General features: G+C 72.9%; 21 protein-coding genes. 11 read left to right on the forward strand and 10 right to left on the reverse strand.

The window, feature by feature from the left end; translation table 11 throughout:
- Window positions 1–6 precede the first annotated feature (6 nt).
- The gene (locus H299_RS39625; protein ID WP_158692334.1) at window positions 7–171 is read left to right on the forward strand and encodes a hypothetical protein; all 165 of its coding nucleotides are present in this window, start codon (window positions 7–9) and stop codon (window positions 169–171) included.
- Between the two features lie 268 nt (window positions 172–439).
- Here the strand turns inward: H299_RS39625 and H299_RS0114675 are convergent, their stop codons facing one another.
- Both H299_RS0114675 and H299_RS0114680 read right to left on the reverse strand, forming a co-directional pair.
- Window positions 440–790 (reverse strand): DUF1330 domain-containing protein, encoded by a 351-nt coding sequence (locus H299_RS0114675; RefSeq protein WP_027749021.1) that lies wholly within the window; start codon window positions 788–790, stop codon window positions 440–442.
- Between the two features lie 103 nt (window positions 791–893).
- Window positions 894–1,262, reverse strand: a complete 369-nt coding sequence (locus H299_RS0114680; protein WP_027749022.1) for a nuclear transport factor 2 family protein — start codon at window positions 1,260–1,262, stop codon at window positions 894–896.
- A gap of 167 nt (window positions 1,263–1,429) precedes the next feature.
- On the opposite strand from H299_RS0114680, the gene H299_RS0114685 reads away from it, so the two are divergent.
- The 3 genes from H299_RS0114685 to H299_RS0114695 all read left to right on the forward strand — a co-directional run bounded on the left by H299_RS0114685 (window position 1,430) and on the right by H299_RS0114695 (window position 3,966).
- On the forward strand, window positions 1,430–1,930 hold the full coding sequence (locus H299_RS0114685; RefSeq protein ID WP_027749023.1) for a MarR family transcriptional regulator: 501 nt from the start codon (window positions 1,430–1,432) through the stop codon (window positions 1,928–1,930).
- On the forward strand, window positions 1,927–3,255 hold the full coding sequence (locus H299_RS34230) for an MFS transporter (protein ID WP_051262482.1): 1,329 nt from the start codon (window positions 1,927–1,929) through the stop codon (window positions 3,253–3,255). Before H299_RS0114685 ends, H299_RS34230 begins: the two co-directional genes overlap by 4 nt.
- Window positions 3,256–3,339: 84 nt before the next feature.
- Window positions 3,340–3,966 (forward strand): alpha-ketoglutarate-dependent dioxygenase AlkB, encoded by a 627-nt coding sequence (locus tag H299_RS0114695; protein WP_027749024.1) that lies wholly within the window; start codon window positions 3,340–3,342, stop codon window positions 3,964–3,966.
- A gap of 349 nt (window positions 3,967–4,315) precedes the next feature.
- Here the strand turns inward: H299_RS0114695 and H299_RS34235 are convergent, their stop codons facing one another.
- Window positions 4,316–6,082: a hypothetical protein gene (locus H299_RS34235; RefSeq protein WP_486587273.1), complete on the reverse strand. Its 1,767-nt coding sequence runs from the start codon at window positions 6,080–6,082 to the stop codon at window positions 4,316–4,318.
- Window positions 6,083–6,367: 285 nt separating this feature from the next.
- Window positions 6,368–7,540 carry a helix-turn-helix domain-containing protein gene (locus H299_RS38355; protein WP_078512740.1) on the reverse strand — a complete coding sequence of 391 codons (1,173 nt, stop codon included), beginning with the start codon at window positions 7,538–7,540 and terminating at the stop codon, window positions 6,368–6,370.
- Window positions 7,541–7,859: 319 nt separating this feature from the next.
- Between H299_RS38355 and H299_RS34240 the strand changes: the two genes are divergently transcribed.
- The 4 genes from H299_RS34240 (at window position 7,860) to H299_RS0114725 (ending at window position 10,140) form a co-directional block, all read left to right on the forward strand.
- Window positions 7,860–8,138, forward strand: a complete 279-nt coding sequence (locus H299_RS34240; RefSeq protein WP_486587274.1) for a hypothetical protein — start codon at window positions 7,860–7,862, stop codon at window positions 8,136–8,138.
- A complete protein-coding gene (locus H299_RS0114715) occupies window positions 8,138–8,581 on the forward strand; it encodes a DUF7848 domain-containing protein (RefSeq protein WP_027749026.1) in 444 nt (147 codons plus the stop codon). The genes H299_RS34240 and H299_RS0114715 overlap by 1 nt, the downstream gene beginning before the upstream one ends.
- On the forward strand, window positions 8,578–8,790 hold the full coding sequence (locus tag H299_RS0114720; RefSeq protein WP_027749027.1) for a hypothetical protein: 213 nt from the start codon (window positions 8,578–8,580) through the stop codon (window positions 8,788–8,790). The genes H299_RS0114715 and H299_RS0114720 overlap by 4 nt, the downstream gene beginning before the upstream one ends.
- Before the next feature lie 288 nt (window positions 8,791–9,078).
- Entirely contained in the window at window positions 9,079–10,140 is a 1,062-nt protein-coding gene (locus tag H299_RS0114725) for a hypothetical protein (RefSeq protein ID WP_027749028.1), read from the forward strand.
- Between the two features lie 126 nt (window positions 10,141–10,266).
- On the opposite strand, the gene H299_RS0114730 is transcribed toward H299_RS0114725, so the two are convergent.
- The 4 genes from H299_RS0114730 to H299_RS0114745 all read right to left on the reverse strand — a co-directional run bounded on the left by H299_RS0114730 (window position 10,267) and on the right by H299_RS0114745 (window position 14,309).
- Entirely contained in the window at window positions 10,267–11,511 is a 1,245-nt protein-coding gene (locus tag H299_RS0114730; protein ID WP_027749029.1) for a winged helix DNA-binding domain-containing protein, read from the reverse strand.
- 162 nt (window positions 11,512–11,673) lie between these two features.
- Window positions 11,674–13,212 carry an FG-GAP repeat domain-containing protein gene (locus tag H299_RS0114735; RefSeq protein ID WP_027749030.1) on the reverse strand — a complete coding sequence of 513 codons (1,539 nt, stop codon included), beginning with the start codon at window positions 13,210–13,212 and terminating at the stop codon, window positions 11,674–11,676.
- A 139-nt stretch (window positions 13,213–13,351) separates the two neighbouring features.
- Entirely contained in the window at window positions 13,352–13,795 is a 444-nt protein-coding gene (locus tag H299_RS0114740; RefSeq protein ID WP_027749031.1) for a GNAT family N-acetyltransferase, read from the reverse strand.
- A gap of 142 nt (window positions 13,796–13,937) precedes the next feature.
- Window positions 13,938–14,309 (reverse strand): cupin domain-containing protein, encoded by a 372-nt coding sequence (locus H299_RS0114745; RefSeq protein WP_027749032.1) that lies wholly within the window; start codon window positions 14,307–14,309, stop codon window positions 13,938–13,940.
- Window positions 14,310–14,386: 77 nt separating this feature from the next.
- Between H299_RS0114745 and H299_RS0114750 the strand changes: the two genes are divergently transcribed.
- On the forward strand, window positions 14,387–14,917 hold the full coding sequence (locus H299_RS0114750; RefSeq protein WP_027749033.1) for a MarR family transcriptional regulator: 531 nt from the start codon (window positions 14,387–14,389) through the stop codon (window positions 14,915–14,917).
- Between the two features lie 42 nt (window positions 14,918–14,959).
- On the opposite strand, the gene H299_RS0114755 is transcribed toward H299_RS0114750, so the two are convergent.
- Window positions 14,960–15,928: a GNAT family N-acetyltransferase gene (locus H299_RS0114755; RefSeq protein WP_051262484.1), complete on the reverse strand. Its 969-nt coding sequence runs from the start codon at window positions 15,926–15,928 to the stop codon at window positions 14,960–14,962.
- Window positions 15,929–15,934: 6 nt separating this feature from the next.
- A complete protein-coding gene (locus H299_RS34245; RefSeq protein ID WP_078512742.1) occupies window positions 15,935–16,525 on the reverse strand; it encodes a hypothetical protein in 591 nt (196 codons plus the stop codon).
- A 577-nt stretch (window positions 16,526–17,102) separates the two neighbouring features.
- Between H299_RS34245 and H299_RS0114765 the strand changes: the two genes are divergently transcribed.
- Together H299_RS0114765 and H299_RS34250 are read left to right on the forward strand one after the other, a co-directional pair.
- On the forward strand, window positions 17,103–18,755 hold the full coding sequence (locus H299_RS0114765) for a globin domain-containing protein (protein WP_037759057.1): 1,653 nt from the start codon (window positions 17,103–17,105) through the stop codon (window positions 18,753–18,755).
- A 99-nt stretch (window positions 18,756–18,854) separates the two neighbouring features.
- Window positions 18,855–20,027: a pyridoxamine 5'-phosphate oxidase family protein gene (locus H299_RS34250; RefSeq protein ID WP_078512743.1), complete on the forward strand. Its 1,173-nt coding sequence runs from the start codon at window positions 18,855–18,857 to the stop codon at window positions 20,025–20,027.
- The last annotated feature ends 41 nt before the right edge of the window (window positions 20,028–20,068 follow it).

Consider the following 20,068-nt stretch of genomic DNA (forward strand, 5'->3'; position numbering starts at 1 on the left):
GGCCCGGTGAGCACACCGGCCCAGGTCCTGCCGGGACAAGTACTCCCGGTGGACGTCGACGCGGTCCCCGCCGTCGAGATCGGCCCCGGCATCCAGGTGCGGCTGAGTGGCCGGGGCCGGATGTCCACGAGACGTACGGCGAGGCGTACTTCGTGGTCCGGGGCGAGCTGATCGAGGGCGACCGCACGCACGGCCCGGGGACGTATGTCGCCTTCGGGCCGGGGACCAGGGGCTGTCCGGTGGGTCTTTGAGGAGCAGCCCGCGGCGTCCGGTGCCGTGCATTGCGAGGCGGAGGATCGCCCTCGTACTGGGCGTACTCGGGCGGCTCCGACAACGTGGCAAGGTGCGGTGCTGGGCGTCGCGGGCCCGAAAAGACCCACCGGACAGCCCCTGGCCACCGTCCGCGTACGGAGACCGGAGTGCGCGCCTTCGGCTTCAACTACGACGTGTGAGCGGCCGGGGCGAGCGCGGCGGCCGTCGCGGCGGCGTCGTAGCCGGGGGCGACGCCCTCGAAGATGATCAGTTCCCCCTCCAGGTGGTCCGTGCGCAGCGGCAGGATCTCCTGGTAGGCAGCTGACCGGTAGAAGCCGCGGGCGTGCTCCATGGAGGGGAACTCCACCAGCACGACATCGCCCGGCCAGTCTCCCTCGCGGACCTCGACCGTGCCGCCGTGGACGAGGAAACGGCCGGAGAAGGGGTCCAGTGCGGACTGGATCTTCGCCATGTACTCCAGTACCTCGGGGTGGAGCGCCTCGGGCTTGCGCAGGTGGGCGAGCATGTACGCGGTCATCGTCCCTCCACGGTGCTTCGGGTTTCGGGTTTCGGGCTGCGGGCTGCGGGTGGGGAGCGGGCGGGGGCGGACGTGTCCGGGCGTCCGCCCCCGCCGGTGGGGGTCAGGCGCCGGCCGGCACCTTGTCGAGAAAGCCGAGCACCTGCGTGATCCGGCCGTCCTCCCCGACGACGGCGACGTCGAACCCGACGGCGACCGGCTCGGCCCCCTCCGGGCCCAGGTGCCAGGTGAACCGGGCGATGTCGTGGTGCGCGTCGACGGCACCGGCGAGGCTGAAGACCAGCCCGCCGAACTGCCCCTGGACGGCGGCGATCGTCGCGCCGAGCCCGTCCCGCCCCTGCACCGCCACCAGCGGATCGGTGTACGTGCCGTCCTCGGCGAAGACCTCAGCGAGGGTCGCGTTCCGGGCCTGTGCGTCGGTCTCGTTCCAGGCGGCCAGGTAGTTCCGGACCAGTTCGTCGATGTCGCTCATGTGCGTGCTCCTTCGCGGTCGTTCCCGGTCGTTCCCGGTCGTTCGTCCTGACCACAAAGCTAGGGAGCCGTCGGCGACGGGGAATCTGTCGTGCTTAGGTACTTCGCCCGCACGCGCGCCGCGCCATTGTGTCAGCGCTGTTATATTCGCGCTGTTACATTAGCGCTGTGACATCTCCCGACCCCACCACCGACCCCACCACCGTGCCCGACCCGTGGCAGGCGCTGTACGAGCTGCTGGCCGCCCTGGACGCCGAGATCGAGGAGGTGTACGCCTCGCGCGGCATCAAGGGCGTACGCCCCCGGTTCGCGTATCCGCTCATCCGCCTCGCCCACACCGGTCCGCTGACCATCCGCGCGCTCGCGGAGTCGCTCGGCCGCTCGCACTCCGCCGTCAGCCAGACCGTCGCCGCCCTGCGCCGCGAGGGCCTGGTCAGCTCCGTCCCGGGGCCCGACGCCCGTACCCGGCGGATCGAACTCACCGAGCGCGGCCGGTCGCTGGTGCCGTTCCTGGAAGCCGAGTGGCGCGCCACCCACGCGTCGATCGCCGAACTGGACGCCGAGACCCCGCACCCGCTGGCCGCCGTCGTCGAGGAGCTGCGGGGTGCGCTGGAGCGGCGCCCGATGCGGCAGCGGATACTCGACCACCTCGTCGAGCCACCTCGGTGAGGGCGCGCGTCCACTTCCTCGACACCCGTCCGCTGCGCGGCAGCCGCGCCTTCCGCGACCTGTGGATCGGCAACTCGTTCGCCGCGCTCGGCGGGCAGATGACCACCGTGGCGGTGCTGGCCCAGGTCTGGGAGCTGACCGGCAGCCCCGTGGGCACCGGCGCCATCGGGCTCGCCACCGGCCTGCCGATGCTGCTCTTCGGCCTCATCGGCGGCACCCTGGCCGACACCTTCGACCGCCGCGCGCTGGTACGGGCCACCACCGCGGGCCAACTGCTCGCTGCCGCCGGGCTGAGCGCCCAGGCCCTGGCGGGTAACCGGAACGTACTGCTCCTGTTCGCCCTGGTCGCCACCGGCAGCGCCTGCCTCGCCCTGGGCGCGCCCGCCCGGCGCACCTTCCCGGTCCGGCTGCTGCCGCCCGACCAGGTGGCCGCCGGGCTCGCGCTGACCAACATCTCCTTCCAGGCCGCGATGCTGGCCGGGCCCGCGCTGGCCGGGCTGGTCATCGCCCAGTACGGCCTCCCCGTCGCGTACGGGGCCCAGGCCGTGGCCGCCGCGGTCTCACTGCTCGCGGTGCTCCGCCTCCCGGCCATGCGGCCCGAGGGCTCCGGCACGGGGCGCGGGGCGCGGCGCCGGCCCGAGCGGGGCGGCTGGCGGATCGTCCTACGCCGGCCCACGCTGTGGGGCTCGATGGCCACCGACCTGGCCGCGACGCTGCTGGCCATGCCGATCGCGCTCTTCCCGCTGGTCAACGAGGTCCGCTTCGACGGCAATCCGCGCACCCTCGGACTCTTCCTCTCCGCCGTCGCGGTCGGCGGGATCACGGCCGGGCTGCTGTCGGGCACCGTGACGCGCTGGCGCCGCGGCGGCCTGGTCCAGCTGACCGCGGCGGGCGTCTGGGGCCTGGCGCTCGCGGGTTTCGGGCTGGCCGGGCCGCTGTGGCTGGCGCTCACCTGCCTGGCGGTGGCCGGAGCGGCCGACACGGTGTCGGTGGTCACCCGCAGCGCACTCGTGCAGCTGGAGACCCCGGACGCGTACCGGGGGCGGGTCTCGTCCGTGGAGCACGTGATCGGCGGGGCGGGGCCCGAACTCGGCAACTTCCGCGGGGGGTTGGTGGCATCGGCCACCTCCGCGCCCTTCTCCCTGGTGACCGGCGGCCTGACCGCCGCCCTGGCGGTCGCCGCCGTGGCCGCGTCCAACGGCCCGCTGCGCGCCTACCGCACACCGGCCCCGGCCCCCGCACCGCCACCGCCCGGCCCGCCCGTGCCCGGCCCGCCTGCGCCCGGGGCAGTCGGCATGGCGAAGAGCGCCGACCAGGTGTATTGATCACGATCGGAGCGCCGGCAAAGACTGACCCTCGCCCTTTCGCCCGAAAGACAGCATGACAGCGGGGCTGGCTACTCTTCGAACATGACTGACGGTTCTGGACAACTGTCCTTCGACGCAGGTGACGAGGCGCATACCGTCCTGGTGCCGGGACTGCGCTACATCGCCAACTGGCTCGACTCCGACGCGTGCCAGGAGACGCTTTCGCAGATCGAGGATGCGGAATGGTCAGCGGAGCTCAGACGGCGGGTCCAGCACTACGGCCACCGATACGACTACGGCCGGCGCAGCGTGACAGCTGGTCCTCAGACGACAGCCGGTGCCCCGCCACTGCCGCCGTGGGCACTCCAGCAGGCCGCACGTCTGGCCCGGGAAGGATTCATGGACCAGGAAGCGGACCAGGTCATCATCAACGAATACCAACCAGGCCAAGGCATCAGCCCCCACGTCGACTGTGTGCCCTGCTTCGGTCCGGTCGTCGCCGCGATCTCCCTGGGCTCCGGCTGTGTCATGGACTTCACCCACCCCAACAACGGCACGAAAGTCGAGGTCTATCTCGCTCCCGGCAGCCTGTGCGTGATGACCGGCCCAGCCCGGTACGACTGGCGGCACAGCATCGCCGCTCGCAAAAGTGACCCAGGACCTGGGGCCAGAATCCCCCGCAGCCGACGCGTATCACTGACGTTCCGCACCGTCCTCAGCCCTGCCTGACAACGAACCTCAACACACCGCCTCCACCACCCAGCCCCACAAGCCGTCGCTCAGGAGCGATGCGGGCATCCGCGGTGGTGTCAGTTCGCAGCGGCATTTTCCAGCCCTGCGATCGCCAAGCGCTGCCCGCTGCGCTCTCCTCAAGGGCTGCATACGTTCCCACTCGGCATCGGACAGCTCATGGCGACGTATCACGGCACCATGGTCCACGATCACGCTGGGCTTCCGGCCAACGCGGCGAAGCGGGGACTCCCCAGGCCCGCCAGGGCGGCTCGCGCGGTGAACCTTGCACCCGACGCGCCTCCGCCCGCCTCCGGCACCTCCGGAGGCGGGCGGGTGCGCGTGAGGCTCAGTAGCTCGGTTCGAGGTCCGGCAGGTCCGGCAGGTCCGGCAGCTCCGGCTCGGGAAGGTCGAGGTCGTAGTCCCCGAGGCCCTTCTCGATGACGAATCCGCACAGGGTGTAGGTGTAGTTGGGGTCGATGCGGGTCGAGTCGGTGCCCGGGCTGGTCGCGCCGGAGCCCTTCGAGCGCTGGAGGAAGTAGCTGGTGCCCGCAGGCAGGTTGAGCGTCTTGCGGGCGTAGCTCTTGCTGCTGTCCTTACACGCGCTGTCCTCCGCGTCGGCCCGGCTGGAGTAGGCCGTGCAGCCGTCGCACGCGGCGAGGGTGAAACGGCCGGTGACGGGGCCCGTGTAGAGGATCTCCATCTCGTACGGGCTGTCGTTGCTGACCGTCATCGGGATGCTGCCGCCGGAGGCCGTCGTCGGCACGCGCTTGCCCGCGGCCGGTTCCTCCTGGGCGATCTCCGCGGCTATGGCGATCTTCTTGGCGCGCGGGATCTTCTTGTCGCCCTCGTAGTCGCCGACGAAGTCGTCCATCGTCGACTTGGCGCTCTTGAAGTCGCCGTCCTTGTACTGGTCGAGGCCGCAGGCGTAGGTGCCGGAGCGCACCTTCCCCTTCGCCCGCCCGGCGGCGTCCTCCAGCGGATCGGCCACCTTCGGCTCGTCCTTGGGCAGGGTGCTCGCCTGGGTCTCCAGGAGGCGCAGGTCGTCGACGGCCGGGCAGGGGTCGCCGCCCCCCAGCTTCTCGCCCGCCTTGTCGATCGCGCTGCTGAAGGCCGGTGGGACCTTCGCCGCCTGCGCGGACTCGGGGAAGAGGGCCAGCAGTTCGTTGAGGTCCCCGCCGTCGGCGGTGACCTCCGCGTCCTCGCCGATCCGGGGGACGCCGCACTCGTAGAGCGAGGTGGCCAGCCGGTCGTCCGGCCAGGCCGCGAGCTTGCCGAGGTCCTTCCTGCCGAACGTGTCGGGCACCTCGCGCAGGAACTTCAGCGGCTCGATCGCCCCGCAGTAGTCCTCATCCGCGTAGGGCGCGCCGACCGCCTCGTAGTACGCGTCCAGCCGGCCGGGTACGCGTTTCGCGGCGCGCGAGCCCGGGTGGTCCTCATGGAGCGCGTGGTAGGCGGCCAGCGCGGTGCCGTAGTCCTTCTCGCCGGACTGGAACGAGGCCTTCCCGGCGCTCCGCACCAGGCTGTCGGCCTCCTCCAGGCGGTCGAGGAGCATCTGCTCGGTCGCCTCGTCCCGCGCTCCGTCGTACAGGACGGCGCTCCCGGCGGGCGCGGCGAGCAGCACCAGGCCCAGCAGCACGGCGACGGGCGCCCGCGGCGGCCAGGACAGGCGCGTGCGCAGCCCGCGCCAGGCGCCGTGCACCGCCGCGAGCCCCAGCACGGCCAGGTAGGCGACGAGCAGGCCGCCCGGTACGCCGTCGGGGTCGGCGGGCAGCGAGACCAGCAGCAGCACGGCGGTGGCCGTCAGGGCGGCGGCGAAGGCGAGCCAGCGGCGGATGAGGGCGTAACCGAGGCCGAGGCCGCTGAGGTTGAGCAGGGCGACGGCGGCGGCGCGCAGCGGGTCCGCGGGCGCTGGGGGCGCGGGAGGTGCGGCGGGCGGCGGAGGCGGCGGCCCGGCGGGGGCGCCGAAGGAGCCCAGGGCGTATGAGCTGGGCGGGAAGGCGCTGGGCGGTATGGGCCCGGTGACGGGTGGCGGCGTCGTCGGCAGCGGCGTTGTCGGCAGCGGTGTCGTCGGCCGGTCCGGCGGCACGGGCGGTGCGGGCGGCGCCGCTGGCACGGACGGTGACGGTGTTGTCGGCGGAGCGGGTGGCGCGGGCGGAGCGGCAGACGCCGCCGCGTCGATCTCCGCCTGGTCCCGTATCGGAGGCCGATCCTCCGGATCGTGCCCGTTCTGCTGGTCTTCGGTCATCGCGGTTCCCCCCAGAACACGGTAACGAATGTCTCACCCTATGTTACCGGCGGGCCGCGAACCAGCCTCGAACTCCCGCGAATCGGCCCCACGGCCCGCCGCTCGCGCGGCCCCACGGCATCGCCGCTCAAGCGTTTCGCGACGAACCGCCGCTCACACGGACAGACCGGCACGTTTCACAAGGCTGTTGAGCGTGGGATTGCTCCTCCGGTGGAGAGAAGTCAGAACGCGCAGGACTTCTTGGCTGTGAGGATGAACCCGTGCCATTTGCGGCGCTGCACCCCAAGCTTCCTGGAGTGAATCAAGTGCACCATCGCGGTCACCGAGAGCGAGCTTCGCCCTCGACGCATTCATGTGAAGTGGGCCGATCCGTGTGGCGGGAAGGTTCAGCGGAGTACGTTCTACGGCTTCCATGGTATCGAGCGCGCTCCTGTAGTCCTCCATATCCACCGCTGTTGCGATGACATGCGTGAGCGTGTTCTCTGGGCCGAAGTGAATTCCGTGACCGTTTACATCATGCGAAAAAGCTCCGGCAGCACGCCAAGCTGATTCCCTGTGTCGAGCTGCTTCGTTGCCTTCCTTCGCCCGTCCGGCCAGGGTCATGCCTCGCAAGTGCAGGAGACCCAGGCCAAACGCCCTGTCATGGCCTTCCAGGAGGCGCTCGGCGATAACGACGGCTCGATCGACGACAGCCAATCCGCCGGAGAAGTCTCCGGAGTTGAGAAAAGTACCGGCTTCGTCGCGGGCAGCAATCGTCGCGGCCAGCGGACCGGCACGCTCCCCTGCCATTCCCTGCTTCGTCACGGCAAGGTCGGCCAGGTCCATCCACCGGTGGCGGGCGGCGAGCCAGTAAACGGCACTGTACGCGTCCGCCACCATGGACCACTCTTGGGCTCCGCCTACGGCGTGTGCGTGATTCGTTGCATCGGAGAGGAGACTCGGTAGCTTTTCCAGCACGCCGGAAAGGTCGGCGTCTCCGCGCATGCGGATGACATCTTTGAGCGTGTCGGAAATCTCGTCCGGTTGCCGGAGAGGTTCACCCGGAAGCTCGAAGTGGCGGATCACGCCCCGCAGCTCCCTGGCCCTTGCCTCATCGGCGGGTTGTGATGATGCTTTGCCCAGAACTTCATCGAGCGTGTACCCGAGAGCGTCCGCGATGCAGGCGGCAACTCCTTGGCTGAGTGCCCGGTCACCAACTTCGATCTTGCTCAGCAGAGACACCGAAATGCCCGCCCTGCGGGCTAGCTTCACCTGTCCCATGCCGCGTGCCTTGCGGAGGCTGGCGACGTTCCGGCCTGGCCCTTGGACTCCTGTCGTTCCGGTCATGACTCTCAGTCTCTCGTCATCGACTGCCGTAATTCGATCCTGACACCAATGCCTGCCTGACGCACGCCGAAGTGTGCAAGAGCTGTGCAAGTGATGCCTTCCGCACCGTCGTTGGATGAATACAGGGGCGCGGCAACCATGCCAAACGGCCCCAGCGCGTGGCCGATCGCTTGAAGGGGTGGACCGACATGAAGCACCGCACGCGTCTCACTGTGATCCGAGTGAGGCAGATGTTCGCCTTATCTGCCGCCTGTCATCGAACTGACGCAGGTGAGGCACGGCCAGTGCTCATCGTCCTGAGCACGGAGGAGCGGGTCTGATGATGGTGCGTCGTCCTGTGGGTTGGCGTATTGACCGGATTCCGGGCAGGCCGGTGTTGCGGCAGGTGGAGTTCGGGAGGTGTCTGCTGCCGTTGTGGCTGGTGCACAACGGGCGGCCCGAGGCGGACGTCAACCTCCACCTCTCCTCCGCTGAGGCGGAGTTGGTGCATGCGCAGTTGTGCCGGGCGCTGCGGGATGCGCCGCTGCCGCCGCAGGCGCCGGATTGCCGACAGCCTGTTCAGGTCGCCCGCCCAGCCCTGCACAAGGAGGGCTGTTGATGCCTGTGGAGAGTTTCCAGGGCGGTCCTCATGTGACCGTGTGGTCGGTGCGGGTCGGCGATGTGGTGCATGTGCGGGGTGGCTGGCGCACGGTGCGGGAGATGCGTGCCTGCTCGGGCGGGGACCGCCTTTTGATGTTCGAGGGCGGCATCACCTACCGGCTGCTGAAAGACGCCTCGCTGCGGGTGCGCGCCCACACCAGCCCGGCGCCGTCGCCGGTGATGTGGCGTGCGGCTCCCGACCCGCGCCGGGACGCGGTGGCCCGGCAGGTGATGCAGTGCCTGGCCTGCAACCAGCAGTCCCACCCGGCCAACTGTCTGGACACGTTGCGGGAGTGGGTGACCTCCCATGCCCAGGCACACCCATCGCACCGCAGCTACCGCCACCTGACCGTCCAACCCTGGCACGCCACCCCCACCACGTCCGCCGGGGAGGCCGAGTGAGCGGCGGCAGTGGTCCGCGTGACAGCCGTCTGCGCAGCCTGCACTGCCCGCGCTGCAAACGCCACATCAAGATCAACGTCCCCGAGGCCCGCCTCGAAGCACACAACCGCCACGGCGACGTTCCGTGCACGCTCTCGGGTGCGCTGGTCGAGGACCGCACCGGCACACCGATATGGGCCTTCCCGCCCACCGACGACTGGACCCCCTGACACTGACACCGGCCTTTTGGAGAACCGCTGATGCTCCAGTGCACCGCCACCCACCACCACCCCGACACCACCCCACACCCCTGAACCACACCACCCCAGAATTTGCTGGCGCGTACGGAGTAACGGGGAGCTGGGCACGGCCCTTCAGGAGTATCATCCTCCTCCCGGAACCGCCCTGGTGCGACGCGAAGTTGGGTTCGTCGCGGTGCGCGTTCGCGGTGCTCCGGGCCGAGCATGTCGAAGGGGAGTTACTTGCGAATCAAAAGAGTTGTTCGCGCAGCTGCGGCCGTGGGGATACTGGCCGGACTCACCGCTGTCGCGGCGCCCGCCATCGCCGGGGAGGACACTCCGGCTCCGAAGGCACAGAAGGCCCAAAAGGCCGGTACGAACTCGACGAAGGCCGCAGCGGTCCCCGGCGCCTGGAAGCTGGAAGCCCTCGAGCCCACCACGGCGCGCAGCTACAAGCAGATCGAGACGACCAGCTCCGGCGACGTCGTGGCCCTCTACGAGGGCGAGGTGATCCGCTGCTGGAACGGCACCGCGTGGAAGAACCTGCCGGTCCCGAACGTCCCTGACGACGGGGGGAGGCTCTACGGCGCGGTCGGCGGCGTCTCGTGCACCAACCTCTACCTCTTCGACCGCCAGGACACCCCGCAGCGCTGGCACTGGAACGGCAAGACCTGGTCGAGCACCGCCACCGGTACCAAGTACGCGGTGGACACCTTCCGCGCCTTCGCCTCGAACGACATGTGGGCCTTCGACTCCATCACGAAGGGGGCCGTGCGCTACGACGGCACCAGCTGGAAGAAGGTGACCATGCCCGACGTCGTGCCCGACACCGTCGTGGGCACCTCCGGCAAGAACTTCTGGGTGCTGGGCAACGCCGCGAGCAGCTACGGCACCCAGGTCGCGTACCGCTGGAACGGCACCTCCTTCTCCAAGGGCACCCTCCCCGCCACGTACAAGGGCTACGTCAACGAGGGCGTGACGGTCTCCGCGAACCAGCTGTACGTCTTCGGCTCCAAGACCAAGGACGGCTACCTGTACTGGAACGGCACCTCCTGGCAGCACAAGAGCCTGCCCGCGTTCCCGAAGACGGAGTACGTGCACGGCGCGGCGTACGCGGCGGGCACCCTCTGGGTCGGCCTGTACGACGAGTTCCTCCGCCTGGACGCCGGCAAGTGGACGGTCGAGCAGTTCCCCGCGATCGACAACCCCGACGGTCAGAGCATCACCGACCTGACCACCGACACCCGCACGGACACCGTGCTGGCGAGCGGTTTCCAGGGGCACCCCGAGATGAACCGCAACCGCGCGGCGCTTATCTACCGCAACCACACGGCGGGCTGACCGCCCGTACGGTGGCTGCGCCCCCGACCGCATGACCGCGTGGCTGAAATGACCGCGTGACCGAATGACCGCCCGGCCGACCCCCCCCGTCGGCCGGGCACTCGGCTTTCCGGGGGCGGGGCGCGGTCAGGCGTGCGCGCCCACCGTGACGGGGCCGACCGTGACCTGGACGGTCCCCTCCATGATCTCGCCGAGCCGCGCGGCCTGTACGTCGAGCGCTTCGCGCCGGGCGCCGTCCAGCTCCGTCAGCGGCTCCACGGTCAGCCGGATCGTGCGTCCCGAGCGGCGCTGGTGCCAGACACCGGCGACCGTGCCGTCGATCAGGAGCACGGGGAAGTTGCCCGCCTGGCCCCGGGACAGGGCGCGTTCGGCGGCGCGGCCGGGGAAGACGCGCTCGCGCGGGTGGCTGCCGACCGCGTAGGCGTCGAAGTAGGGCAGCAGCCGCAGTCCGCCCGCGCCCTCGCCTGGTCCGCCCGGTCCGGGCTCCGGCGCGTTCCCGAACTCCGGCTCCGAGGCCAGCGCCCAGGCCGCCGTCCCCGCCAGGTCCACCGGCCGGATCTCGCCCCGCCGGGCGAGCGCGTCGAACACCCGCGCCGCCCAGTTGCGCGGCGCGGCCATCCACCGGGCGAAGTGCTGCGGCGCGGCCGGACCGTAGGCGTACAGGTAGCGCCGTACGACCTCGTCCGTCGCGGCGGGCCCGTCCTGAGGGGTGAAGCCGGGCAGCCAGCGGTGCGGGTTGGTGTAGGTGACGCGGCGGCCCCGGTCGGGGCCGAAGCACAGAGCGCCGCGGTGCGCGGCCACGGCGGTGGCGCCGCGCCAGCGCGGCCACTTGCCCTGGAAGGCCTCCACCACCGGGTCACCGGCCCAGGCGCCGATGCGCGCGACGACCGCCTCGGTCAGCTCGTCGGCGGTCAGTTCGGCGTCGGCCAGCGCGTCGGCCACGGCGTCGACGACCGCGTCCGTCTGCGCGTACGTCAGCACTCCGCCGGTCTGCGGGTGCGGTGCCCCGCCGTCCGCGGGGGCGGCGGTAGCGCCGGCGGGCGCCTGCAAGGCGCCGAGGGCCCCGGTCCACAGCGGCAGGTCGCGGCTGGGCAGCAGATGGACGGTGCCGCGCGGGCCGTATGTCTTGACCAGCGTCCGATCCGTCCACAGCGCGCGCCGGACGTCCGTACGGGTGGCGCCCGTCAGCCGTACGCACAGGGAGATCTCGGCCGCCGACAGGACCTGCGCGTGCGCCCCGCACAGCGCGCCCGCGACCGCGGCCGGGTCGCTGTCGCGAGCGGGGGCGTCCAGCGAGTGCCGGGCGAGCCGCCGGGCGCGGGCGGCGGGCCAGGAGACGCGCTCGGCGGGGGTGTGCGGCAGCTCGCTCATCGCGGGCGGGGCTCCTTCGGGGCGGGGGCAGGAGGCCGGGGGCGCCCGGCACTCGGAAGGAGCGTAGAAGGGGTTGAGGTCCGTCCCGGTCCTCAAGCGGCGGAGCCCTGCCTCCCGCTGTGCCTCCCGCCGTGCCGGGCGGTCGTCGGTGCGGGCGGGGTCTCACCCCTCCTGCAGGCGAACCCCGGCGTCGGCGGGGCGGAACGTGCGGTGCCGGTGCGGGTCGAAGCCGTCCTTGCCGCCGCGGAGTTCGATGAACAGGCCGCGGCGCTCGTCCATCAGGGGATCGAGGATGATCGCGTCCTCGTAGCCGTCGTTGTCGGTGTCGAGGAGGGCGAGGTGGTTGAAGGCGTTCCAGCCGTCGCGGTTGGGGGTGGGCGGAAGGCCGTCGGCGAGCGCGTCCATCTCCTGGAAGCGGGTCCAGTCGGGGCGGGAGCCGGGACCGCCGGGGACGAAGACGATCTTGCCGTTGCGGTGCTGGTAGCCGGGTGTGTCGAGGAGGAGGTCGGGACGGCCGTCGCCGTTGATCTCGCCGACGGTGGTGGGCTGGCCGAAGGTGAGGTGCCGGGTGCCGCCGATCAACTCGTCGGGGCGCCCCTTGCCGAGGCCCTCGCGGGAGCCGTGCCGGACGCGTACGCCGCCGGTGTTGGAGCGGCCGTGGTCGGCGACGGAGGTGATGAGGTCGTCGATGCCGTCCCCGTCGACGTCGCCGCTGTACGCGCTGCCGAGACCGTCGTGCGAGATCGAGTGCAGGTCGGCGGCGACCTTAGCGGCCGGGGCGGCCGGGTCGACGGCCATGCCCTGCGGGGAGCCCCGGTGGAAGCGGACGCTGGGCGGGCGCACGGGGGCGTCGTCGTCCTGCTCGTCCTCGGGGTGCAGGTCGTAGGTGAGGAGGGCGTCGTCGTGTCCGTCGCCGTCGAAGTCGCCGACGACGGAGCCGTCGGCGGGCGCGCTGCCGGAGGCGCCGGTGACGCGGGCCGGCTTCCCGCTCCGGCGGTCGAACGGGCCGTGCGCGACGGGGCCTGCCGGTGCCCGCGGGCCGGGCGTCCCGGTGGCGGCCGGGAGCGGTTCGCCCTCGCCCTCCTCCCGGGCAGCGGGGGTGAAGCGGAAGGACGGCGCGTACAGGTCGGCGTGCCCGTCGCCGTCGAAGTCCCCGAGGGAGAGAGCGGACGCGGTGAAGTCGGCCGGGAGGGAGGTGCGTCGGGGTGCGGAGACGCCGTCGGGGCCTCCGTACAGGACGACGGGCGCGGAGTCCCCGCCTTCGGTGCGGCGCGCGAGGAGGTCGGTGTAGCCGTCGCCGTCCAGGTCGGCGCGGTGGGCGGCGCCGTACTGCTCGACGTCCTTGAACCGCCGGGTGTGGCGCGGGTCCAGGCCGTCGGGGGAGCCGGGGACGACGATCAGGGTGCTCCGGCGGATCTGGGTGCCGGCCGTGCCGGGCTGGACGGTGAACGCGAAGTCGCCGTAGCCGTCGCCGTTGAAGTCGTCGGGGGAAGGGTGCTCGGAGGGCCTGCCCTCGGCGGGCGGGCGGCCGTCTCCGCCGCCATCCGTGGTGCAGCCGGTGAGCGGCACGGCCAGCGCGAGGACGGCAGCAGCGAGCGTACGGCCCCGCCGCCCGGCCCCCGCCCGCTCCGTCAGGCGCACGAATGCCACCGTGTCCTGCCGGTACGCGTCCGGGTACCGCTTCGTGTCCGTGACTGCCACCTGGTCGCCTCCTCTGAACGTCTCGGAGCACAGTCTCCAGCCGTGCACCACCGAGGGGAAGCGTCGCCGGGCGGGACTGGCGCAACCCGCCCGAGCCCGCGGGGTTCAGGGGACCGGACGCAGTGCAGGGGCAGGGCCCTCAGAGCGACATCTTGAACCCCAGGTGCGAGGCCTCGAAGCCGAGCCGCTCGTAGAAGCGGTGGGCGTCGATGCGGGTGGCGTCGGAGGTGAGCTGGACCAGGGCGCAGCCCTGGCGGCGGGCCTCGGCGACGGCCCACTCGATGAGCAGCGTGCCCAGGCCGCTGCCGCGCTCGTCGCCGTGCACGCGGACGGCCTCGATCAGGGCGCGGGTGGCGCCCCGCCGGGACAGTCCGGGGATGACCGTCAGGTGGAGGGTGCCGACGGTCCGCGCGGGATCTCCCCGCTCGGCGACCATGAGGTGCTGATGGGGATCGCCGCTGATCCGCTCGAACGCCCGCTCGTAGGGGGCGAGGTCGCCGGGGGTCTCGCGCTGCGCGCCCAGCGCGTCGTCGGCGAGCAGCGCGACGAGTGCGGGCAGGTCGGCCGCCTTCGCGTGCCGCATGACGAGTTCCGTGGCCGTGGCTTCGGGGGAGGGCCCCGGTGTTGACGCGATGTCCATGTCCCGCAGGCTACGCCCGGCTCCGTCGGCCGCCGCGGGCGCCCGGCCCCGCCCGGGGCGCGGCGGTGGGGCCGGGCCGTGCCGGTCACTCCGCCCAGGGCAGCGGGCGCGGCTCCTCGCCGGGCACGCTCACCCGCGCGTCGGCGAGCATCGTGACCAGCGCCTCGAAGCCCTGGTCACCGGCGTGGACGCGGCGTTCGACCCCGGCGGGCACGATCAGCGTGGAGCCCGCCGCGACGGTCTCCGTGCGGTCCCCGGCGGAGAGGGTGAACGAGCCCTCGGTGACCACGTGGACCTGCTCGCGGTCCATGGTGTGCGCCGGGCCGGAGCTGCCGGGCTCCATCCGCACCCGCCAGGTGCTCAGCCCCGCGCTGCCCAGTTGCGGGGTGGCCAGGCTGGTCAGCACGGCGTTGGGGGTGGCGGTCGTACGGGCCAGGTCGGGGGTGATGACGCGCATGGGGTCCTCCGTTGGGTCAAGGAGCTTTACCAAGGAGTGAGTAAAGCACGTTGACTCGCCTGTGTCACCATGGCTCCGTGGAACACGACGACCCCCTGCACCGCACCGAGCTGACCGTCCTGCTCGGCCTGGCCTTCCAGCTCCTGCTGGCCGAGTTCAACGGCCGGGTCGCCGAGGCCGGGTACGCGGACCTGCGGCCCGTACACGGCCTCGCCTTCCAGGCGCTCGGCTCGGCGGGCGCCACCGGCAGCGAACTCGCGGTGCGGCTGGGGGTGACCAAGCAGGCGGCGGGCCAGCTCGTCGACGACCTGGAGCGGCGCGGCTACGTACGGCGCGAACCGCACCCGGCGGGCGGACGGCGGAAGCTGGTGGTGCTCACGGACACCGCGCGCGCCCATCTGGACGTCGCGGGGCGGCTGCTGCGGGGGCTGGAGGCCGAACTCGCCGACCGGCTCGGCGGCGACGCGGCGGGCGGTGACGCGGCGGACGGCGATGCGGGCGGGAGCGCGGGCGGGAGCGCGGAACTCGGCCCCCTGCGCGCGGACCTCGTCCGCGTCATCCGGGCCCTCGCCGGTACGGAGGTGCCGCCGCTGCGCCCGGTGTGGTGACGGCGGAACGGCGGCGCCGGGCAGCGGCGGTGCCGCCCCCGCTCAGCCCAGCGCCGCCGCGTACGGGGCGAAGCGGCGGCTCAGGTCGCCGGGCACGTCCGGCAGGGCGTACGTCATCAGGCTGTGGACGTCCGCCGGAGCCAGGCCGTTGCCCCGCAGCCAGCGCTCCAGCGCGGCGTGCCGGGAGTCGACGTCGTAGCGCACGGGGCCGGTCGTGCCGGTGGCGAGGTCGGTGATCAGCGCCTGCGCGGTGTGGGGGTCCTCGGCGACGACGGGACCCAGCACGGTGGCCGAGGGGGAGGGCCAGCAGGCGGCGAAGCCGGTGAGCGTACCGGCGGAGGCGCCGTCGGCAGGCTCCGCGACCACGAGGCGGTCGGCGAACGCGGGGAGCCGGGCGAGCAGTCCGGTGCGGTCCGCGCCGAACGCCCCGGCGTCCAGGGCGATGACGGCCCGCAGGTCGGCCACCGTGGCGGTGCGTACCCGCGCGTCCGCGGGCCCCGGGGGCAGTGCGCCGGTGAAGGTGCCGCGCAGCACGGTGGTGCGGGCGACGGAGGTGAAGCCGAGCTGCTCGTAGAGCGGCTGCCCGGCCTGCGTCGCGGCGAGGAGGAGTCCGGAGCCGCCGGCCTCGGCGAGGGCGTGCCGCACCAGGCGGCGGCCGAGCCCCCGCCGCGCGCAGCGGCGGGCCACCAGCACCATGCTCAGCCAGCCGAACGCGCCGCCACCGGGCGGGCGTTCGCCCGCCGCGGGGTCCTCCGCCGCGCCCCCGCCCGCGTACGAGGTGAGGACGTACGCGCCGAGCAGCTCGCCCGGCCGGTCCGGGGCGTCCACGCCCCACCCCCGCCCCGCCGTCAGCAGCAGCCGCCACTTGCGGTCCTCGTGCTCCCAGCCGCGGTCCACCGCGAGCCGGAGGCAGGCGGCCAGGTCGCCGGGCCTGAGCGGGCGTACCGGCAGGTCCACCAGGGAGGCGGCGGGGCCGGGGGACGGGGGCGGAGCGGGTGTGGGTGACGGCACAACTGGTCAGGCTGCCGGATCACCGGTGAGCGAGGCCACCCGATTTCCGGCCGTAGGCGTGCCGCGTTCCTCCGCCAGCTTCCTGCGTCCGCGCTTCGTGCGGCCCCACGGTTTGAGCAGCGAGATCGTGATGATCAGCGCGAAGGAGGCGACGGAGACGATCGGCCCGTACAGCATCTGTTCGGCGGGCACCGGCTTTCCGGCGGCCACCAGGTCCGCCGAGTGCTCCAGGTCGACCCGGAAGGCGAAGAGGGAGAGGGTGGCGAGGGTCACGGTCATCCAGAACTTGACGTAGACCCAGCGGTGCCGGGCCAGCCGCCAGTGGGTGCCCAGGGCGAGGAGGAGCCCGGTGGCCGGGGCGAGCAGGGCGACGGGTACGAGCAGCCAGTTGCCGAGGGTCTTCATCGCCCGGTAGGCGACCTCGTCGGTGGCGGGCACGTCGCTGGTCGCGCCCATCAGGGAGAGCGTGAGCATGCACAGCGAGAGCCCGAACCAGCTGACGGAGACCACCACATGGACCACCAGGCAGAGCCGCCGGACCGACCGCGGGAGGACCGGGCCGGGGCGCCGCGGTTGTTCTGCCGTTGAGTTCGTCATGGGCACTACATTCGCTTGCCCGCGCTCACGGGTCGTCCCGTCCGGGGAGTATCCGGCCGTACTCGGCGTCGAGTACGGCCGGCGGCGGAGGCCGCGGCGGGTACGGCACCGCCCGGCGCCGCGCCCGCTTCGCAGCCGGGCGGGGTTCTGTCATCCCCTGCGAAGGTGAAGATCCGGTGTGAGACGTGTGCCTGGTTCGCGCTGATCGTGACCGCCCCATGGCGGAGCGTCATAGGACGACACGTCCGCCCTCCCCGCTTCGCCGCACGCCCCTGCCGGGCCGGGTACGCCGATGACCTTCTGCGGGATCTGCGCCCCGCCGGGCCGGGGGAAGGTGATTTGCGCCCGCTGGCCGTGGTTGCGCGGTTCAGGCTTTTCCTCCACTTCGCGGGGGTTAATCAGGGACATCTGCCCACCTGTGCACGGGGCTTGTGGATCGATGCCATAACGGTATGGTCGACTCCGCATCGCCGGGCTGTGATTCGCGGCCGATGCCTCAGGGGGTCGCACATTGCAGGCACTTCCGGCTTCGGGACACGCGCGGTCCGACCGGAAGACGTTCGAGGCGAGGCAGATCATGACGACCACGTCGGCCGGCAACGGCCCTTCGGCTGCTGACGGCGACGGCGGCAGCGCCGGTGACGGCGCCGAGTGGAGCTGGTTCGCCTCGGCGAAGAAGGACGGCTCCCCGGCCGCCCCGGCGGCGGCGCGGGAGCGCGAGTCCGCGACGGGGGAGATACCCAGCCGCCCCGTGACGCCGATACGGCCGGTCGGCTCCGGCGCGGTACGGCGGGCCACCGCCGAGGCGGAGGCCGCCCCCGGGGCCCGCGGTGCGCCCGCCGCGTCCGGTGCCGCGGAGGCCGCCGCCGAGCCCCTCTCGCGCCCCAGACCGCCGGCGCGGCCCGTACGGGACGAGCCGCGCGTACGCCCCGAGCCGGCCGCCGCGGCGCCATCCGCCGTGCCCGCCGTGCGCGCCGCCAGCGAGGAACACCAGCGCGCCACCGACACCGCGCGCCCCGCCCCCGAACCGGCGGCCCGTACCGAGGTGTCCGAGGTGCAGGAGCCGCCGACGGACGCCGGGCTCATCCGCCGGACCCTGGAGGAGGTCGAGCCCGTCGCGGACTCGGCCACCGCGTACTTCTACGCCATGCTCTTCGTGCAGCATCCGCAGCTGCGCGACCTGTTCCCCGCCTCCATGGACACCCAGCGGGACCGCATCTTCAAGGCGCTGCTGACCGCCGCCCGGCTCGCGAACGACCCCGTCGTCCTGGCGGACTACCTCTCCGGCCTGGGGCGCGGCCACCGCAAGTACGGCACCCTGCCGGAGCACTACCCGGCCGTCGGCGAGTGCCTCATCGGCGCCCTCACCCGCTACGCCGTGACCACCTGGAGCGATGCGGCCGAGGACGCCTGGGTGCGCGCGTACACCAACATCTCGCAGATCATGATCGACGCGGCGGCCGAGGACGAGAAGCAGGCACCGGCCTGGTGGAACGCGGAGGTCGTCGGGCACGAGGCGCGTACGCCCGGCATCGCCGTGGTGACCGTGCGCCCGGACCAGCCGTACCCGTTCCGGGCGGGGCAGTACACCAGCCTGGAGACGCCGTGGTGGCCGCGCGTGTGGCGGCACTACTCCTTCGCCTCCGCGCCGCGCTCCGACGGGCTGCTCAGCTTCCACGTCAAGGCGGTGCCCGCCGGGTGGGTCTCCAGCGCGCTCGTGCACCGGGCGCGGCCGGGCGACGTCGTCCGGCTCGGGCCGCCCGCAGGCTCGATGACGGTCGACCACACCACCGACAGCGGCCTGCTGTGCCTCGGCGGCGGCACCGGGATCGCGCCGATCAAGGCGCTGGTCGAGGACGTCGCCGAGCACGGCCGGTCCCGCCCCGTCGAGGTCTTCTACGGGGCGCGCAGCGATCACGACCTCTACGACCTGGACACCATGATGGGGCTCCAGAGCCGCCACCCCTGGCTGTCCGTACGCCCGGTGGTCTCCGACCGCTCGCGGTCCGCGGACTCTCGCAGCCGGCTGCCCGCCGGCACGGAGCCGCCGCTCGCGGGCCAACTCCCGGACGTGGTGCGGCGGTACGGGCCCTGGGGTGCGTACGACGGCTACCTCTCCGGGCCGCCGGGCATGATCCGCAGCGCGCTGGACGCCCTGCGCGGCGCGGGCATCCCCGCACACCGCATACGGCACGACTCCCTCGAAGCGCTGGTCGCCGCCGCTGAGTAGGGCAGCTCAGCAGGGCAGCCGCACCGTCCGCGCGCGGGGCCGCCCGCCGGACGGGCACGGGGAGGAACGACACACAGACGGACACAGGGAGCGGTAGAGGTGGCAGACGCCGAGGGAGCACCCGGCTGGCACGGTGACGGGCAGGGCCGCGGGCACGAGTACGAGCACGACCGCGAGCAGGGGTCCGACCGCGAGCAGGGGCACGGGCACCGCCGGCACGGACAGGTCAACGGGCGCGAGCACTCCCGGGCCGCCGACGCCGCCCCCCGGCCGGGCAGCGACGGCGAGCACGCGCTCCAGCGCCGGCTGGGCACCCAGACCCGCGCCGACCGGTTCTACGACGACCAGGTGCTCGACCATCTCAACGCGCGCATGCGGGAGTTCATCGGCTGGCAGGAGATGTTCTTCCTCGCCACCGCAGACCGGCGCGGCGAGTGCGACAACAGCTTCCGCGCCGGGCCGCCCGGCTTCCTCCAGGTGCTCGGCGAACGGACCCTGGTCTACCCGGAGTACCGGGGCAACGGCGTGCACGCCAGCCTCGGCAACATCCAGGAGAACCCCCGACTGGGCATCCTCATGGTGGACTTCGTCCGCGCCCGCATCGGCCTGCACGTCAACGGCCGCGCCGAGCTGGTGGAGGACGCCGAGATCCGCGCCACGCACCCGGACCTGCCGCAGGACCCGGTGCCGGGGCGCCGGGCCCAGCTGTGGGTACGGGTGTCGGTGGAGGAGGCGTACATCCACTGCGCCAAGCACATACCGCACCTGCAGAAGGCCCCCAAGCGCACCCGGCGCGACTGGGGCACGGACGACGACCGGCGCAAGGGCGGCGACTTCTTCGGCGCCGCCCGGGACGCGCGCGAGCGGGGCCCGGTGGAGCGGGCGCCGCGGCGCGAGCACGCGTCGGAGGGCACGGGGGCGCCCGTACCGGCCCCGGCGGCAGCTCCGGTGGCGCCCGCGCCTGCCCCCGCGCCCGGTCCGCTGCCTGGCTCCGCGCCGGTGCCCGTGCCCCCGCCCGCGCCGGTGCTGTCGCCGGTCGCGTCCGCGCAGCCGCCCGCAGCGGCCCCCCTCCCCCCGCAGGCGCCGCCGCCCGTGCCGCCGATGCCCGCGACGCGGCCCGCGGTCATCCCCGCCGTGCCCACGCTGCCCCCCGAGCCGGAGCCCGCCGCCTGGCGTGCGGAGGCCGAACGCGCGCTGGCCGAGGCCCGGCGCCGGGCCTCGGCGGGCGCCTCGGAGGGCGGACCGTCGCCCTTCCAGAGCTGGTTCGGCTGACACGGGGCCCGGCTCAGCGCGGGGCCCGGCTCAGCGCGGGG

This window comes from Streptomyces sp. CNH287, assembly GCF_000424825.1.

What these genes read in the sequence shown, in the direction of transcription:
- H299_RS0114675 (WP_027749021.1), bottom strand. Translation starts at nt 790, where the DNA reads ATGACCGCGTACATGCTCGCCCACCTGCGCAAGCCCGAGGCGCTCCAC.
- H299_RS0114680 (WP_027749022.1), bottom strand. Translation starts at nt 1,262, where the DNA reads ATGAGCGACATCGACGAACTGGTCCGGAACTACCTGGCCGCCTGGAAC.
- H299_RS0114695 (WP_027749024.1), top strand. Translation starts at nt 3,340, where the DNA reads ATGACTGACGGTTCTGGACAACTGTCCTTCGACGCAGGTGACGAGGCG.
- H299_RS38355 (WP_078512740.1), bottom strand. Translation starts at nt 7,540, where the DNA reads ATGACCGGAACGACAGGAGTCCAAGGGCCAGGCCGGAACGTCGCCAGC.
- H299_RS34240 (WP_486587274.1), top strand. Translation starts at nt 7,860, where the DNA reads ATGATGGTGCGTCGTCCTGTGGGTTGGCGTATTGACCGGATTCCGGGC.
- H299_RS0114715 (WP_027749026.1), top strand. Translation starts at nt 8,138, where the DNA reads ATGCCTGTGGAGAGTTTCCAGGGCGGTCCTCATGTGACCGTGTGGTCG.
- H299_RS0114730 (WP_027749029.1), bottom strand. Translation starts at nt 11,511, where the DNA reads ATGAGCGAGCTGCCGCACACCCCCGCCGAGCGCGTCTCCTGGCCCGCC.
- H299_RS0114740 (WP_027749031.1), bottom strand. Translation starts at nt 13,795, where the DNA reads ATGCGGCACGCGAAGGCGGCCGACCTGCCCGCACTCGTCGCGCTGCTC.
- H299_RS0114745 (WP_027749032.1), bottom strand. Translation starts at nt 14,309, where the DNA reads ATGCGCGTCATCACCCCCGACCTGGCCCGTACGACCGCCACCCCCAAC.
- H299_RS34245 (WP_078512742.1), bottom strand. Translation starts at nt 16,525, where the DNA reads ATGACGAACTCAACGGCAGAACAACCGCGGCGCCCCGGCCCGGTCCTC.
- H299_RS0114765 (WP_037759057.1), top strand. Translation starts at nt 17,103, where the DNA reads ATGACGACCACGTCGGCCGGCAACGGCCCTTCGGCTGCTGACGGCGAC.